The 17,369-nt window shown below is 41.7% G+C and carries 14 protein-coding genes; 5 read left to right on the plus strand and 9 right to left on the minus strand.

Annotated elements, in window-relative coordinates; translation table 11 throughout:
- Together ACXJY6_RS05155 and ACXJY6_RS05160 are read left to right on the plus strand one after the other, a co-directional pair.
- Positions 1–1,437 carry a Y-family DNA polymerase gene (locus ACXJY6_RS05155; RefSeq protein WP_458767622.1) on the plus strand — a complete coding sequence of 479 codons (1,437 nt, stop codon included), beginning with the start codon at positions 1–3 and terminating at the stop codon, positions 1,435–1,437.
- A 12-nt stretch (positions 1,438–1,449) separates the two neighbouring features.
- Positions 1,450–4,566 carry an error-prone DNA polymerase gene (locus ACXJY6_RS05160; protein WP_458767623.1) on the plus strand — a complete coding sequence of 1,039 codons (3,117 nt, stop codon included), beginning with the start codon at positions 1,450–1,452 and terminating at the stop codon, positions 4,564–4,566.
- Between the two features lie 91 nt (positions 4,567–4,657).
- Here ACXJY6_RS05160 and ACXJY6_RS05165 read toward each other — a convergent pair whose 3' ends face one another.
- Positions 4,658–5,617 carry a chemotaxis protein CheV gene (locus tag ACXJY6_RS05165; RefSeq protein WP_456050950.1) on the minus strand — a complete coding sequence of 320 codons (960 nt, stop codon included), beginning with the start codon at positions 5,615–5,617 and terminating at the stop codon, positions 4,658–4,660.
- 123 nt (positions 5,618–5,740) lie between these two features.
- A complete protein-coding gene (mlc, locus tag ACXJY6_RS05170; protein ID WP_458767624.1) occupies positions 5,741–6,958 on the minus strand; it encodes a sugar metabolism global transcriptional regulator Mlc in 1,218 nt (405 codons plus the stop codon).
- Between the two features lie 263 nt (positions 6,959–7,221).
- Here mlc and pyk point away from each other — a divergent pair, with 263 nt between their 5' ends.
- Positions 7,222–8,667, plus strand: a complete 1,446-nt coding sequence (pyk, locus tag ACXJY6_RS05175) for a pyruvate kinase (RefSeq protein WP_456050948.1) — start codon at positions 7,222–7,224, stop codon at positions 8,665–8,667.
- Positions 8,668–8,760: 93 nt separating this feature from the next.
- Here pyk and ACXJY6_RS05180 read toward each other — a convergent pair whose 3' ends face one another.
- Positions 8,761–9,963, minus strand: coding sequence for a MalY/PatB family protein (locus tag ACXJY6_RS05180; RefSeq protein ID WP_458767625.1), 1,203 nt, complete (start codon positions 9,961–9,963; stop codon positions 8,761–8,763).
- 688 nt (positions 9,964–10,651) lie between these two features.
- On the opposite strand from ACXJY6_RS05180, the gene ACXJY6_RS05185 reads away from it, so the two are divergent.
- Positions 10,652–12,109: a sodium-dependent transporter gene (locus tag ACXJY6_RS05185; protein WP_456050946.1), complete on the plus strand. Its 1,458-nt coding sequence runs from the start codon at positions 10,652–10,654 to the stop codon at positions 12,107–12,109.
- A 2-nt stretch (positions 12,110–12,111) separates the two neighbouring features.
- On the plus strand, positions 12,112–12,207 hold the full coding sequence (locus ACXJY6_RS05190) for a MetS family NSS transporter small subunit (RefSeq protein WP_456050945.1): 96 nt from the start codon (positions 12,112–12,114) through the stop codon (positions 12,205–12,207).
- Positions 12,208–12,957: 750 nt separating this feature from the next.
- Here the strand turns inward: ACXJY6_RS05190 and ACXJY6_RS05195 are convergent.
- From ACXJY6_RS05195 to ptsG, 6 genes are all read right to left on the minus strand, one after another.
- Complete coding sequence (locus ACXJY6_RS05195; protein ID WP_456050944.1) at positions 12,958–13,107, minus strand: PIN domain-containing protein; 150 nt, start codon at positions 13,105–13,107, stop codon at positions 12,958–12,960.
- Positions 13,091–13,495, minus strand: coding sequence for a DUF4279 domain-containing protein (locus tag ACXJY6_RS05200; RefSeq protein WP_458767626.1), 405 nt, complete (start codon positions 13,493–13,495; stop codon positions 13,091–13,093). Before ACXJY6_RS05200 ends, ACXJY6_RS05195 begins: the two co-directional genes overlap by 17 nt.
- A 231-nt stretch (positions 13,496–13,726) precedes the next feature.
- Positions 13,727–14,194, minus strand: a complete 468-nt coding sequence (locus ACXJY6_RS05205; RefSeq protein ID WP_458767627.1) for a hypothetical protein — start codon at positions 14,192–14,194, stop codon at positions 13,727–13,729.
- 304 nt (positions 14,195–14,498) lie between these two features.
- Entirely contained in the window at positions 14,499–14,888 is a 390-nt protein-coding gene (locus ACXJY6_RS05210) for a hypothetical protein (protein ID WP_458767628.1), read from the minus strand.
- Between the two features lie 381 nt (positions 14,889–15,269).
- On the minus strand, positions 15,270–15,731 hold the full coding sequence (locus ACXJY6_RS05215) for an RHS repeat-associated core domain-containing protein (RefSeq protein ID WP_458767629.1): 462 nt from the start codon (positions 15,729–15,731) through the stop codon (positions 15,270–15,272).
- A 212-nt stretch (positions 15,732–15,943) separates the two neighbouring features.
- Complete coding sequence (ptsG, locus tag ACXJY6_RS05220) at positions 15,944–17,338, minus strand: PTS glucose transporter subunit IIBC (RefSeq protein ID WP_458767703.1); 1,395 nt, start codon at positions 17,336–17,338, stop codon at positions 15,944–15,946.
- Positions 17,339–17,369 lie beyond the last annotated feature (31 nt).

The raw sequence follows: 17,369 nt of genomic DNA on the forward strand, positions 1-17,369 counted from the left end.
ATGCAATTATGGCTTTATCTCGATTTTCCTTACCTTCAGCTCGATACGCTTTTTTCGACACAGCAAGAAGATACGCAAACGAGTAATGATGAACCACTCGCGATTGTCGATGGAAAGAATTTTAGTATCGTACAAGCGAATCAAGCCGCCCTCGATCAAGGTATCCAAATCGGGATGGGCATGGGCAGTGCTTCCGCGATGTGTGCTCATTTACAAGTTCATCCATATCAACCTGAAATCGAACAAACACAGCTTAGCGAAATCGCACAATGGCTCTATTTAGTAACGTCCGATATTGTCTTGTTTCCACCACAAGGGATCTTACTTCGGGTATCAAACATGCTCACACTTTATCAAGGGTTAGAGCATTACTGGCAATGTATTGAGCAACACATGCAACCCTGGAAACTACGTTACCAATTTTCCTGCGGGTTTTCCCCTTTATCGGCGATGTTATTGGCTAAGTCTGGGATGAATTTATTAAGTGAAAATCGATCGAAGTTCATGGAAAAATTGAACCACTTTCCGATAACCGCCACTGAACTCGATCATAAACAGGTTGACGCTTTACGCCGAGTGGGTGTAACTAAGTTAAGTGAGCTGTTTGCTTTACCGATGGCGGATTTGGCTCGGCGCTTTGATATAAATCTCGTCAATTATGTCGGTCGATTGTTGGGACAATTTAAGCACCCTCTCAACTTTCACTATCCACCAGAAAAATTCAGTACCGACTTGGAATTACTTTACGACATTGATAACTGCCAATGGTTACTCAAACCACTGGCAATCTTACTCAAACGACTCGAGCAGTTTCTATTACTCCGAAATCAAGTTGTCTATGAACTAGAGCTTTGCTTGATACAACGAGCCAATCATCAACAAACACCACCTCAAAAGCAAGTGACCTTTACCTCGGCAACTGGGGAATATCGAGCCGACCGTTGGTTAACGCTGGCGCAGTTATCGCTTGAAAGTCTCACTCTCACGCAAGCTGTCCATCACTTACAGCTCAACGTTATTCGCAGCGGTGAACAACCTGCTCACGCCGATGATCTCTTTTCAGGCACACAAGGGGCACTTCAACCATTAGAACTGATCTCTTTACTGCAAGCGAAATTAGGCAAACAAGCCGTGTCTAAAGTCATCATGAGTAATGATCCACGCCCGGAAAAATCGTCTTATTTTCTCGATGCAACTCAAACAATCACCACGAGCGAGCGTTCAGCTCAATTACGCCCAAGCTTATTACACTCAACTCCTGAGAGACTAACAAAGAAAGTGGAGTTAATTCATGGGCCTGAACGAATCGTAACCGGATGGTGGGATGGGCAGCCGATCACGCGAGATTACTACATAGCGTATAGCAATACCGGTTGCTGGCTTTGGGTCTTTCGCGACGTACAAAAACATTGGTACTTACATGGTCAGTTCAGTTAATCGGAGCAGTGAATGAGTTACGCAGAACTATTCTGTCAAAGCAATTTCTCCTTTCTTCAAGGAGCTTCGCACCCACAAGAGTTGGTGATTCAAGCCGATTTTTTACGTTACCATTCTATTGCCATTACCGATGAGTGTTCAGTTGCGGGGATCGTGCGTGCGCATGCGACAATTAAAGAGCATCAACTCTCGGTGAAACTGATTGTTGGAAGCCTGTTTGAGCTCAATCCCGCATGCCGATTTATTACGTTAGCACCAAATCGAGAAGGTTATGCGGAGTTATGCCGAATTATTACTAATGCTCGTCGCCGCGCCGGAAAAGGACAATATCAACTCTCAGAATGGGATGTGATGTCATTAAAGCACTGCTTAGTGATTTGGCTGCCGAGTATAGACAACGATGCGAGTCAGCAATGGGGAGAATGGCTCACCCAACACCATCGCGGTCGATTATGGATTGGAATACAACGCCACCTCAGTGCAGATGATTCAAAAGGTGTACAACAAAGCGAACGTTTGGCTGAGGTATTAGACTTGCCTATTTGCGCATGTGGTGGTGTCTTAATGCACAATGCGGCTCGTTTACCATTGCAGCATGTATTAACCGCAATCGACCGTCACAGCTCTGTTGAACAAATTCAAGCACACCTGTTGACCAATACTGAACGCGTGTTGAGGAGCAAAGATAAATTAGCCAAGTTATTTCAGCCCGAATGGTTAGCGCAAAGTATCGACATTGCCAACCAATGTCAGTTTAATCTCGACAGTTTGCGCTATGAATACCCCAGCGAACTGGTGCCGAAAAATTGCTCCCCAATCGCTTACCTACGACAGTTGGTTGAACAAGGGAAGCACCGTCGCTTCCCCAAAGGGGTTCCTCCAACGATAGAACACATTATCGAAAAAGAGTTAGTTCTGATTGAAGAGCTCAATTACCCGTTTTATTTTTTGACCATTCACGACATCGTTATGTTTGCTAAACGGCAAGGCATTTTATACCAAGGCCGAGGTTCTGCCGCCAATTCCGTTGTTTGTTACTGTTTGGAAATTACCTCAGTCGATCCTCGCCAAATTTCGGTATTGTTTGAGCGATTCATCAGTAAAGAACGCAATGAACCCCCTGATATTGATGTCGACTTTGAACACGAACGTCGAGAAGAAGTGATTCAATACCTCTACCAAAAATACGGCCGGGAGCGTGCAGCCCTGGCCGCTACCGTAATTTCGTATCGCTTTAAAAGTGCGGTGCGCGATGTAGGGAAAGCGCTCGGAATCCATGAGACTCAACTCGACTATTTTATCCACAATGTTAACCGACGTGACCGGGCGCTCGGCTGGCAGGCGCAAATTGTTGAACTTGGGTTAGAACCGGACTCATTAAAAGGCCAGCAGTTTATCGATCTAGTGAATGAACTGATCGGCTTTCCACGCCATTTATCGCAACATGTCGGAGGCTTTGTGATTTCAGCAGGGCCATTATATGAGTTGGTCGCGGTAGAAAATGCCGCCATGAATGAGCGAACAGTAATCCAATGGGACAAGGACGACTTAGAAACTTTAGGGCTATTGAAAGTCGATGTGCTCGCACTGGGTATGCTATCGGCCATTCGAAAGTGCTTCGGTTTAGTTGAGCACTTCCACCAACGATCTCTCTCAATCGCTCAGATCACTGCCTTACCCGATGATCCCGAGGTTTATCAGATGATAAGCCAAGCTGATACTGTGGGCGTCTTTCAGATCGAATCACGTGCACAAATGAATATGCTACCAAGGCTCCGGCCACGTTGTTATTACGACCTTGTGATTCAAATTGCCATCGTCCGCCCCGGCCCAATTCAAGGTGATATGGTTCATCCCTTTCTCAAAAGACGAAATGGTATCGAAGCAATCGACTACCCTTCAGAAGAAGTTAAAACGGTACTCGAACGCACAATGGGAGTACCTATTTTCCAAGAACAAGTTATTAAATTAGCGATGGTGGCAGCAGGGTTCAGCGGCGGTGAAGCTGACCAGTTACGTCGGGCAATGGCTTCGTGGAAAAAGAGTGGCGAATTAATGAAGTTCCGCAATAAATTAATCAGTGGAATGGAAAAACGGGGTTATCACCTAGAGTTTGCCGAGAAATTATTTGATCAAATTTGTGGTTTTGGCGAATACGGTTTTCCAGAAAGTCACTCCGCTTCTTTTGCGGTGCTTGCCTATTGTTCTGCTTGGTTGAAACATTACTATCCGGAGTGCTTTTACACTGCACTACTGAACAGTCTGCCGATGGGGTTTTATAGCTCTTCTCAATTGGTACAAGACGCCCAACGTCATGGGATTACCGTTCTTCCAGTTAGTATTAATCACTCTGACTATGATCATCAAGTGGTGCCGTTAGGCGAGCAACTCGCAATGCGTTTAGGGTTTCGACAAATAAAAGGATTAGGACATTACACTGCCCTCACCATTGTCGAACATCGTCCCAATTCCGGCTTTCATTCCACTGTTGAGCTCAAGCAACTTGGACTGAATCGGCGTGAAATGGAATTGCTTGCCTCTGCCAATGCACTTGCAACCCTAAAGACCTCATCAAGAAATATGACGTCCAGCAACAGACAAGATGGGCAGCATCGTTATCAAACTCGTTGGAATATGATGGACTCGATTCAAGAACTGCCATTATTTGCCGCATTAGACGATACGTCTCCAACCCAACTCTCCCCACCGAGTGATATGGCAACATTATTAGAAGATTACGCCGCCCTTGGATTATCACTCGATCACCACCCTATTCTGCTGTTAGACCATGCTCAGTTACTGGGACGTTTTAGCCGAATGACAGACTTAGCCCATAAATCGGATAAATCGCTGGTCACCGTTGCAGGAGTCGTCACAGGAAGGCAATCTCCCGGCAGTGCCGCAGGTATTACGTTCTTTACTCTTGAAGACGACACCGGAAACATTAATGTAGTCGTATGGCAAGCAACTGCTCGAGCACAGAAACGGGCGTATTTGAACTCAAAGATTCTTAAGGTCAAAGGAATATTAGAAAAAGAAGGCGATGTCATGCATGTCATTGCCGGTAAACTTATCGATTTAACCGATAAACTCGCGTCACTTTCTAGCCGTTCGCGGGATTTTCATTAAGCTTAATCTGCTCATAAAAATAAAAAACGACCAGATAGAATCTGACCGTTTATTTGTTTGGACAACATCAGGGATGATATTGGAAGTGCGCCTAATGTTGTGCTTCCAATACTTGACGTAATCGCTCTTGAGCCACATCGACTAATACATCAGGTTGGAACTTGGAAATAAAACGATTACAACCTACTTTTTCCGCCATGGCATTATTGAAACTACCACTCAGAGAGGTATTCAACGTAATATATAGATCCTTCATTCGAGCATCACTACGTACTTCATGAGTGAGTTTATAACCATCCATCTCAGGCATTTCTGCATCGGTTATCATCAGAAGTAATTCTTTCGTAACATCAATTCCTTCATCCGCCCATGACTGCAATAAATTCAACGCTTCTAAACCATCACAGCATTCGATAATCTCAATACCTAGCTGAGACAACGTACCTTTAACTTGATTACGTGCGGTACTTGAATCGTCCACAACAAGCACTTTGCGACCCTGCATATTATTGGTCACCAATTCGTGGTCAAGCACTTCCTCTGAGATTGATATATCGTAATCTATGATTTCAGCGAGCACTTTTTCAACATCAATAATTTCGACGATATGGCTTCGTTCGTCATCTTCGACTCGAGTGATTGCCGTGAGGTAATTTGCTCTACCTGCGGTTTTAGGAGGTGGCTGAATCTCTGTCCAAGCGGTATTGATAATATTACGAACCTGCCCAACCAAGAACCCTTGAGTCGAACGATTATATTCGGTAATAATTAAATTCTGTTCAGTAAAATCATGATTAGAGTTATCAGGAAACCCGATCGCTCGACGTAAATCAATCACCGGCACTGGCTCACCACGAATGGAAGCAACACCAGTAATATTGTGATGGGCGCCTGGCATTTTGGTTAACGTGGGCAATTTAATCACTTCTTTAACTTTAAACACGTTGATCGCAAATACTTGCATGCTATTTAAACTAAAAAGTAATAGCTCAAGACGGTTCTCGCCTACAAGATTTGTGCGCTGATCAACCGTATTCAATACTCCTGACATACGAATCCCGCCTAGCACTTTAATCGATAATATAAACTCTGGACCATAGATAGGAATAAATCTAGTTAGAAAGGAAAAAAAGAGTCAGTGTCATTCAAAGAGTGAGAAGACAGTACGTACCAATTACTCGTCGAGAATTCGTATTAACAATAAACCATCATATAAAGCTTGTTTTATCAATGCCGCACCTGGCATCGTCGATTCATGATAAAACCGAGACTCTACCACCTTTAGAGAATCTTTATAGGCGGGATAACACTGCGCTGAAAGTGATTCCATCATTTTAGGGTATAGCACGTCTTTAGTTTGGTTAATAACACCGCCAATTAAGACTTTATCGGGGTTAAACAGATTCACGAGAATTGACACGGCTTGCCCCAAATGACTACCAAGTTTTTCGATCAAGTCAACCGCGAGAGCATCCCCTTCGACAGCGGCAAAACATATATCTTCAATTCGAATATCTTGAATTTCCGCCAGAGATGATGACTCCCCATGAGAGATCCTTACGTAAGCTTGTTCCAACAAGGCAGTAGAACTTGCTACCGTGTCTAAACATCCTCGGTTACCGCAACTGCACAATTCACCCTGAGGGTTAATTTGAATATGCCCTAAGTCACCGATATTCCCTAATTTACCTTGAAGTACTCGCTCATCAACAATAATCCCAGCATTTAAGCCATTATGAATCGACACCAAAATAGCATTATCACTTTCTTGAGCATGACCAAATAACTTCTCAGCCAATACCCAAGCATGAGTGTCATTCGCCATAAAAACAGGCAATCCAGTGGTCTTATATATTTCAGCTCCAAGATTAAGGTTAACCACATTGTAATACGGCATGTTCACAACCACGCCTTTTTGCGAATTAACTAAACCAGGAATCGTGACTGCAATGCTAGTTACTCGTTGAATTTCCGAGTGATACGTTTGGAAGAATTCTTCAATTTCATGCAATAAACGATCAAGTAAATCCTGCTGGTCACGTTCGTGAATATCAATTTTACAATCAATCAGAACGTCACCGCCGAGCTCATGTAAAGCCAACGCTAAATAGCCTCGGCCTAATCGCACCGACAAAAACTGCCAACCCAAATTTTTGGTTTGCAAACCGACAGCCGGACGCCCACGGCTCAAGGATTCTTGAACAGTGGTTTCATGAATAAGTTGTGCACCAATCAGCTCACGAGTAATTTTTGTAATACTCGCAGGTGCTAACTCACTCAATTTCGATAAATCGATTCGAGAGATAGGCCCCAGTTGATCGATAAGTTTATATACTCGCCCCGCATTGATCTGCTTAATATGATCAATGTGGCCAGGTTGGGCCATGAACATGATGTGCTCCGACAAAAAGACAGCGGTGTAATTTTTTTACTTTGTAAAGTAATTGGGAAGAGCTTTGATACCCGAGCGTGACAGGCATCACGCATAATAAGTCAAGTTTGTGCTGTGACTCAAACCAAGGCAACAAATTAACATCCATTAATGCTCAATTCACCGTACAAATCACGAACAGTATCGTGAATTTGCGAACGAAAAAAGAATTCTTGCATATACTTATAAAACTTAACACAAACAATTTAAACAAATGAGATCTTATGAGCATGATGCAGAGAAAAACTAAAATCGTTACGACTCTAGGACCATCAACAGATAAAGGTGATAATTTAGAGCAGGTTATTAAAGCTGGTGCCAACGTTGTTCGCTTTAACTTTTCCCACGGCACAGCGGATGATCATCGAGAGCGTGCAGTTAAAGTCAGAACAATCGCTGAAAAACTCGGCGTGCACATCGCTATTCTCGGTGATTTACAAGGCCCTAAGATTCGCGTCGCAAAATTCAAAGACGACAGTATTAAACTGAATGTGGGTGACCATTTTATTTTAGACTCTGAATGCCCGACACAAGAAGGGGATCAAACTCGAGTCGGCTTAGATTATAAAGAGCTACCAGAGGATGTATCGAGTGGAGACATTTTGCTACTCGATGATGGTCGAGTTCAATTAAAAGTATTCAAAGTAGAAGGCAGTCAAATTCATACCCATGTCACGATTGGTGGAAAGCTCTCGAACAATAAAGGAATCAACAAGAAAGGGGGTGGATTATCAGCTCAAGCCTTAACAGAAAAAGATAAGGAAGATATAAAACTCGCCGCAGAACTCAATGTAGAATATCTTGCTGTCTCTTTTCCTCGTAATGGCGCAGACATGGAATACGCCCGAGAACTTGCTCGTGAAGCGGGTTTAGATGCCTCAATGGTCGCCAAAGTTGAACGTGCCGAAACAGTCGCAAATGATGAACATATCGACGATATCATTATGGCATCCGATGTCATCATGGTTGCTCGTGGTGATCTAGGCGTCGAAATTGGCGATCCAGAATTAGTCGGAGTACAGAAAAAACTGATTCGCCGCTCTAAAGAGCTAAATCGTGTTGTTATTACCGCCACTCAAATGATGGAATCGATGATAGATGCACCGATGCCGACACGGGCGGAAGTTATGGATGTCGCAAACGCGGTCATCGATGGCACTGACGCGGTCATGTTATCTGGCGAAACAGCTGCGGGTAAATACCCTGTTGAAACAGTAAACTCGATGGCCGAAGTTTGTGTTGGTGCAGAAAAAGTGATGCACGTTGAAGACCAAACCTACCGACTTAAAAGCTCATTTGTCACTGCAGAAGAGACTGTTGCCATTTCAAGTATTTATGCGGCAAACCACATGGAAGGTATTAAAGCGCTCGTCACCATGACTGAATCAGGTCGCACTGTTTTAATGACCTCAAGGATGAATACTGAACTGCCAATTTACGCTTTATCTGATAATGAGAAAACACTTCGCCGCTGTGCTCTATACCGGGGAGTGACACCCTATAAATTTACCAGTGTCCAAACAACGAGCTTTGAAACCTCACTTGAGGCGATAAACCACTTAAAAGAGAAAGGAACCGTTGAGTTCGGTGACATCATCGTTCTGACTCAAGGAGATATGGTTGGAGTTGTAGGGTCCACCAACTGCATGAGGGTATTACCGGTTTTCTAAACTTAGATTGCAGTATAAGCGTTATCAAGATAGGGGAAACAAAGCCCCTATCTTGATAACGCTTGATTGCTTTTGAGTTGCGAGGATTTCAGCTTAACTGACTTGCTTTTGTACCGCTTGGCATATTCGAGCAATACCTTCCATTACAGTGTGTTTGGAATGCGCTAAATTCACTCGAATAAACCCATTATTCTCCGAGACAAACATCTCCCCGCCTTCAACAATCATCCCCGCTTCCTCAATAAAGAACTGAGTCAGATTCTGATCACTATCAAAATAGTTCGACAAGTCGATCCAAGCTAAGTAGGTCGCCTCTGGAATAGAAAACTGAGCAAGAGGCAACTGTTTATCTAACTCAGTTTTAACGTAATCGAAGTTGGCGTCTAGATAGTGAGTAAGTTGCTCTAACCAAGCACCACCAGAAGTATAAGCAGCCTCAGCGCCACTTAAACTCAGTGGATTCAACATATCGATATGATCGTCGAGCCATACCGTTCGCATCGCTTCATTTGGAATAATGATATTCGACATCATTAGTCCCGCGAGGTTGAACGTCTTACTTGGTGCCATACAAGTGATGATCTGATCCGAGTTTGGGTAGAGCCTAGCAAGCGGCGTATAACAGGTATAATTTCGTGTAAGATCACAGTGGATATCATCAGATAAAATTAATACATTGTACTCAAAGCAGATCTCAGCAAACTGTTTTAATTCATCCTCTGACCAAGCTCTACCTGTCGGGTTGTGAGGATTACAGAGAATACAAAGAGTCACCTTACTGTCAGCACATTTCTCTCTAAGATCATCGAAATCAAATGTATAATACCCATCGGTATTAATAAGATCAGACGTGACATATTCACGATTATGGTGTTGTGCAGCGTGTTGGAAAAAACCATAAGACGGCGTGGTAAAGAGAACTTTCTCATCCGGCTTGGTAAATAACCTCACCAAATCAAAAAGTGCAGGTACCACACCATGCGATGTAACAATATGCTGTTGATTAATTTCCCAGTTATAACGACCTTTTACCCATTGAATAAACGCTTGAAAATAAGCGTCATCAAATAATTTGGTATACCCGAGAATGCCATGTTCAAGTCGTTGTTTAATCGCATCCAGAATCTCTGGAGCCACAGAGAAATTCATATCTGCCACCCACATCGGGATTAAATTATCGATGTCAATTTCGGCAGAAAGCTCTGTGGAATCACCAAACAAATATTTACGATATCCATCATTATTTAGAGCATTGGTGCCCTTTCTATCAATCACTTTATCAAAGTTATATTTCATCCTGCTCACTCAATGATTATTTAAGGTTTATCACCTAATTATGAACTTAGGCGACTATAGCATATGGAAAATTCCAAAAGAATAAATATGACCTACCCCTAAGTTCTTAATTTTTTTCCATGGTAAGAACTTCTCTATATCACGCTATCAGACTTGTCTTTTATGGGCATAACGGCGTTAAATTGTGCAAGATACCAACATTTATCCCTTATCACTCTCAATCGCCAAGTACGACTCAAATTCATACATAACTTCTCTACTACCGTTTTTAAGTTAAAAATGCCAACCAAACTTTTTAAGCTAGAGTATTTCACTAAATCATGCTCATCTCATTAATTACACACTCAGGGTACTAGATCGCTAGTATTTTTAACCGCCGTAACAAGAAAATACAATCACTTTAACCTTAATGTACAAACTGTATAACATTTAACACTACTAAATTGACCATAAGTCGATTTACTCTCTATTGCCTTTATATCGATAAAACTATAATCTCACGCCCAAGTATCGCAGCACGGCCTCCAAACCAGTGCATATAAAAAGATACAAACACACACCTGCGGTTGAAAAAATCAAATAACTCATCATCTCTTCTGAAGAAAAATCGATGTTTCATCATCGAAATTTCCTAGTTGAGTTTCAATCGAAATAAGGGTGTAACGAACGAATTTTATAGGAGTACAAGATGAAACGAGAACAATGGGGATCGCGTGCCGGCTTTATTTTAGCTGCCGTAGGTTCCGCAGTAGGATTGGGAAACATATGGCGCTTCCCATATATGGCATATGAAAATGGCGGTGGCGCGTTTTTTATTCCTTATCTTTTTGCCATGATCACCGCTGGTATTCCATTTATGATCCTCGAATTCAGCATGGGTCAAAAATATCGCGGGTCTGCACCTAAAACATTAGCGAAAATTCACGCTAAGTTTGAATGGCTTGGTTGGTTCCAAGTTGGTGTCGCAGCCACAATCGCCGTGTATTACGTCGCTGTTATTGGCTGGGCAATTTCTTATCTTGGGATGTCATTTGACCAAGGTTGGGGAGAAGACACCAATGGCTTCTTCTTTGGTGACTATTTAGGTCTTGGTGACAATTCACCAACTAATCTAGGTGGCATTCAGTGGAAAATCGCCCTTGCTATGACCATTGCATGGGCTATTACCTATGCAGCCATCGCTCGCGGCGTTAAAGCCGGTATTGAACTTGCCTCAAAAATATTGATGCCTGTTCTCTTCTTAATGGTGCTCTTTTTAATTGCTCGAATGATTATGCTTCCGGGCGCTCTTGACGGTGTGAACTATATGTTCAAACCTGATTTCAGCAAAATCTGGGACGTAAAAGTATGGGCTGCAGCTTATGGACAAATCTTCTTTACGTTAAGTATTGGCTTCTCCATCATGTTAGCGTATTCAAGCTACCTTCCTGAAAAATCCGATATCACCAATAACGCCTTTATGACGGTATTGATTAACTGTGGATTCTCAATTCTTGCCGGTATCATGATTTTCTCTGTACTAGGTTACATGGCAATGGAGCAAGCGAAACCTATCACTGAAGTGGTTTCAGCCGGTGTTGGTTTAGCATTTGTTACCCTACCCGCAGCGATCAACCTACTTCCAGCACCTTATATCTTAGGCCCGCTATTATTCTTAGCGCTTGTTGTTGCTGGTCTTAGCTCGCAAATTTCTATCCTAGAAGCCGTGACCTCTGCAGTCATGGACAAAATGGAATGGAGCCGTACTAAAGCTGCGAACATTGTATTGGGAACTGGCTTTGTTATATCGATGGCATTTGCAACCAATGGTGGCTTATTGCTACTCGACTTAGTCGATCATTTCGCAAACAACGTTGGCATTATGGCGGGTTGTTTCATTGAAATTGTAATGATGACGTGGTTGTTTAAGATTTCTAACGTACGCGAATACGTCAACAAGATTTCCGATTTCTCGATCGGTGTGTGGTTTGATCTATGTTTGCGTTTTATCACTCCTGCAATTTTGGCCATTATTTTGGTCACAAAACTCAATCACATACTCACCGAGGGCTATGGTGGCTACGACTTAACATTAGGTTGGGTATTAATGGCTGGTATTTTAGTGTTCTCTATCGCAATCAATGTTATGAGTAAAAAGGAAAAATAATCATGGAAGCAAGTGCAATTTTTATGATGGTACTCGGTCTAGGCATCACTTGGGGTGGCGCTGCCATCTGTATGAAGCGAGCAATGGACAAGCAGTAATTGATATTTAAACTGTGAAATAGAAAAGCCGGACTTTAAACTGCCCTTCAATAGTTGGATCTAATTATTGAGGGGCATTTCATTTCAGGCTGATTATTGAGGTAAATATAATAAAGTATGATCATTTCATGATTATTAGAGAATAGTATCTATGCACGAGAAAATCGTAAATATCACTTTTACTCCTCGACACAAATGGATGGCCCAGTTACATTTATTCTCGATATTATTATCGCCTAGCTTAAGCAGATCGAACATTCTTGGCGAGTATTTATTTTAAGCTTCAATCTCACAAAAATTATCATTCTATTTTGATTATATTTTTCTTTTGCAAGAGATTAAATATAGGCCACCCAACAATACCAAGTATTATAAAATCCAAGATAGAAACCATATTGAGAAATGAAATAAATACAGCACTTAAAGGGGCATCATTTATGACATAGAAACTATATAAGTCTAAAATTGTAGTCCAAATTCCAGTTAATGTTCCTAATACTATACATATAGACATGTAAATCTTAAATCTTAAATCTTAAATCTTAAATCTTAAATCTTAAATCTAACCATTATCTATTTCCTAAATAACGCCAACTGTTTTCGGCAAGCCTACCATTTTCTATACGTGAGTATTCAACTAACTGATGTTGATCATTGTATGAAAAACACTCTTCAATGATACCGGCAATTGCAGTGCAATATAACTATCCTTTTCCAGACCATACTATAAAGGGTGGCATTATTTTCCCTCTACTGAACCCAATCTTCATAAGTTAAGCCATTAACACGGCTAAACTCTCTCACGTTGTTTGTTACCAGAGTACAGCCTGTTGCAATAGCGTGTCCTGCAATCGCAGCATCGTTATTGCCTATGCTCGATTTCCTATGGATAAATATCAAACGAAAGAGTGATATTTAACTCAGCAAGTTGTTGTATAAGAGTGGAATCAAATACATCACCAGAATTTCCATTTATAAACCATCCAATAAAGTATTCTACGTCCCCACCCGTTGAAACAATCTCATCAAAAAATTCGGCATTACTTTTCAAATGCTTGTTCGCTTTAAGTAAAAACTCGGGAAGTCGCTCATCATCTTCATGTGGTAATCTGAAAGTGCAATAAGTTTCATCATAGAACCCATCAAGTTTTGCTCCCGTTGGAGTTCGTCTTTCCTTTCCTGCACACCACATTCGACTTGGAGTTAGACCTAGCTCTTCACAAATCCGTTCTGGTTCTATATACGGATGCCTAACCCTAAGTGAAACTTTATATCGATACGAATTCATTATTATCCTCATCTGCCTTACGGTAAATATATTTCAAGTGGACCATGGTTTATATTATCTATTGGCTTTGTTCCAGCAGGGCAATTCTTTGGTCTTGATTTTTAAAGCTATTGTTACTACTTCTACCACTATTAGAGTGTGAAGGTAAAGCAGGTGGGATTATTCGCAGTAGTGTACCAAATCGCCCATCCGGATCCTTTCATTGGGTCGCCATTCACATAGGTATAGAGGTTAATCCCACTCTCTTCCTGAAGTGGGTCGCGGTTGAGCCAAGGGCCTAAATGGGGGAACGTAGAAACGATAACCAAAGTAAACCAACCCGGAGGCAAAGTTACTGCGCTTGGTGGAAAAACCAAACGGTTGCAGTGAGAATTTATCACCACTGGCCGTGCCGTAAAGTGAAAATTGATGGCTTTCTACTTTTTGACCACTTTGATTATAGACCGCATTCACATGACCAAGGTGGTTGGTGGCGTAGGTGTATTTTTCGTTCCCTGAGCTGCGCAGCAATAAACCACCCACTCCGCCGGGCATGTCTAAACGCCAACTGTTTTCGGCAACCACCGCCTCAGAGCCATCGAGCTCTTGCAGCTCTAATAACCCTAAACGGACAAATTTCTTCTCAGCGACAAGCTCACCATTTTCTAAACGTGAGTATTCGACTAACTGATGTTGATAATTGTATAAAAAACCTCCCACTAAACTTAGCAAGAGGTTAAAAACAATCAGACTTTATTATTTTTTATGTGTATAAGCCAAGGAAATGAAAATAAAGATTAATCTCTTGTTCTGCGTCTCTGTTAACCGTGAAAAAAGTTTCTTCTATACCCTGAATACATTTTTCTTAACTGACAATTTTCTATTTCAATCTTAACTATTTGAGGTTCGTGATAACGAGAATTTTTCTTTTTCCATTAAGCCTAACTCAAACGAAAGAACTTTAAATCAGAAGATACCTCGATAGGTAATTGAAAATAAGAAAGCTATCAATAAGTGTGACGAATTAAACCTTGAAGTATTCTTTCACTTTCTCATTGGTAAAAAGATACCAAATTAAAACAAAGGATAATACGATTCCAAACAAGACAGATAGCCACTGTTTCCAGTAAATATATGGAATAATCGAAATGGATATAAACGTAAGCGTAAATACATGGCGAGAAAACCGCCAGCGCTTAATTATTGACACGCCAAGAATAGGCATCCATAAACCAAAAGCTACCACAGGTAAACCAAAACCTAACTCCCATAACTCGGCGGCGGTAATTTCTTTACCCATAAAATTAACCGGCATATCAGGCATTACAATTATTAAAAGAAATAAAATACAAGCTAATGAACCTCCTGTTATACGTCTTAAAAAAGGTGGCATTTTTTTAGATTCTTTGTACATAATTTATAATCTCAACAGTCATTATGTAGATAAGCAGCCCCTTGTTCAGCCTCTATGTAAAGTATTAATTCCAAAAAGCATTCTCTATCATGGATACCCCCCACCCTCCTTGCCATATATATAATATTGAAGTCAATATTATTAGAAAAGATAGAGAAAAGGTAAATACAACTCTCATACGTTTCTGCATACCCTTCCCTTTGGGAGTTAAAAAATCTTTCCTAGACCATAGTAATAAGACAAATTGGGCCGGAGGGGCCTTCTTTCCTTTTTCTATATAAAAAGACTTGAGCATTAAGCCAGAGTAAATTGCACATAAAACTGTAAAAGCCCCTATAAAGGCAGAAAAGTATAACAATAATAGATATAGTTCTTTAGACATTAATTCTTTGAGCATCCACACTTTCCTTTTGCACCATATTGTAAATATAAACCAGCTCCAGCTCCAATATCCACTCCAGCACTTGTAGCATTGAAAGACAAATTTGGGCTAAGTGAATCATTGCTAGGATCTTCACTGATATCCAGTCCCACACTTTCTCCATGTCCACTAACCCCAACACCATCAAATGTTGCTGACCAATAAACTTCTGCTCCTACTGTCGTTCCACATGCTCCATTTCCATTATCAGCAAAATCAGCTCCAAAACCAAATCCAGTGCCTAATCCCCCGCGAATACGCATCCAACGATAGCCTGTTGAAGGATTATAACCACCCGTTACCCCGAATCCACCTATGCGAAAACCAACTGAAATTCGTCCATCCGGATCCACATACCCCATTGGATTGCTATTTACATAAGCATAGAGGTTAATTCCGCCCTCTTCCTGATTGTGGATCACGATTAAGCCAACGGCCTAACTGGGGAAAGTAGAAATAATAACCAAGGTATCTTCTATGAGAATTGGGAACTATTCACGAATATCGATAGTGTTTGTAACGTTTTAAGATCGGCGGGATAAATGAGCTTGCTTGTGTCTGACATAAAAATACCTCCTGATGTATTTTGCATACATTAGGAGGTTATATTTTTTATAAGATTAGAAAGACTGAATTAAGCCAGTTTTTCCATCTGTCCTTTGATAATTTCAGAGTGCGTACCGAATACCGCTTGGAAGTTATCCCCTTTAGCAAAGACACCCGCAGCACCCAACGCTTTAAGTTTATCTGTATCAACTTTTTCACCGTCGTTAACAGTAACGCGTAGACGGGTAATACATGCATCCAAATCTTTGATGTTTGCTTTACCGCCAAATGCCGTTGTAATGTTTAGAGCCAGTTCATCGCTGCTTGAATCTACTTCTACTTTAGACTCAGATTCATCTTCACGACCTGGCGTTTTCAAGTCGAACATTTTGATCAAAGCAGTGAATACGAAGAAATAGATAACCGCGTATATCAAGCCAATAACAGGTAGCATCCAACCGTTTGTAGAGTTACCAAACAGAAGCGTGAAATCGAACAAACCGTGGCTGAATGTCGTGCCGTGTTTAATACCCAGCATAATCATTACTACAAATGCAGAACCTGCTAGTAGCGCATGCACAACATAAAGTAACGGTGCCACAAACAAAAACGCAAATTCGATTGGTTCGGTAATTCCTGTTAAGAATGAAGTCAACGCCGCAGAACCCAAGATAGAAGCGACAACTTTTTGCTTATCACTCTTCGCAGTGACATACATAGCAAGACATGCTGCAGGAAGGCCAAACATCTTGAACATATAACCACCAGCTAAGTTACCCGCGGTTGGGTCACCTGCAAGATAACGAGGGATTTCACCGGTAACAACTTCACCAGCTGCAGTCGTGAATGAACCCACTTCATAGAAGAATGGTGCATTCCAAATATGGTGTAAACCAAACGGAATTAATGAACGCTCAACAATACCGTAAATACCGAATGCCACTTCTGGAGACTGGTAAGCCGCCCAATGTGAGAAAGCGGCAATTCCAGCGCCAATTGGTTGCCAAACGACAGCAAGAATCGCAGCAACCACACACGCAGCCAGCGATGTAATGATAGGAACAAAACGTTTACCACCAAAGAACCCTAGATAGGTAGGAAGCTTAATGGTGTGATAGCGGTTAAACAGCTCAGCAGCAACCAAGCCCATGATAACCCCACCAAACACCCCAGTGTCCGTGCCTTCGGCAACAACGCCCAATACACGACTCATGGTGAGGTAACCCAACGTTGCAGCTAGCGCCGCTACGCCATCATTTTTTGTGAAGCCTAAAGCAACACCAATGGCAAACAATAAGGCCATGTTAGCAAATACACCCAGACCAGCCTCAGTCATAATTTGCGCAACAATTTCCGGTAGGAATTTTGCTACTTCAGAGTTACCACCGATACCCAGGAGGATACCAGCTGCGGGCATACATGCGACAGGAAGCATTAAACTGCGCCCCATTTTCTGCATCGTACTAAAAATGTTCATAATTATCTCCGTTAATTCTTAACTCTATTGATATATT

The organism is Vibrio phycocola, assembly GCF_054404255.1.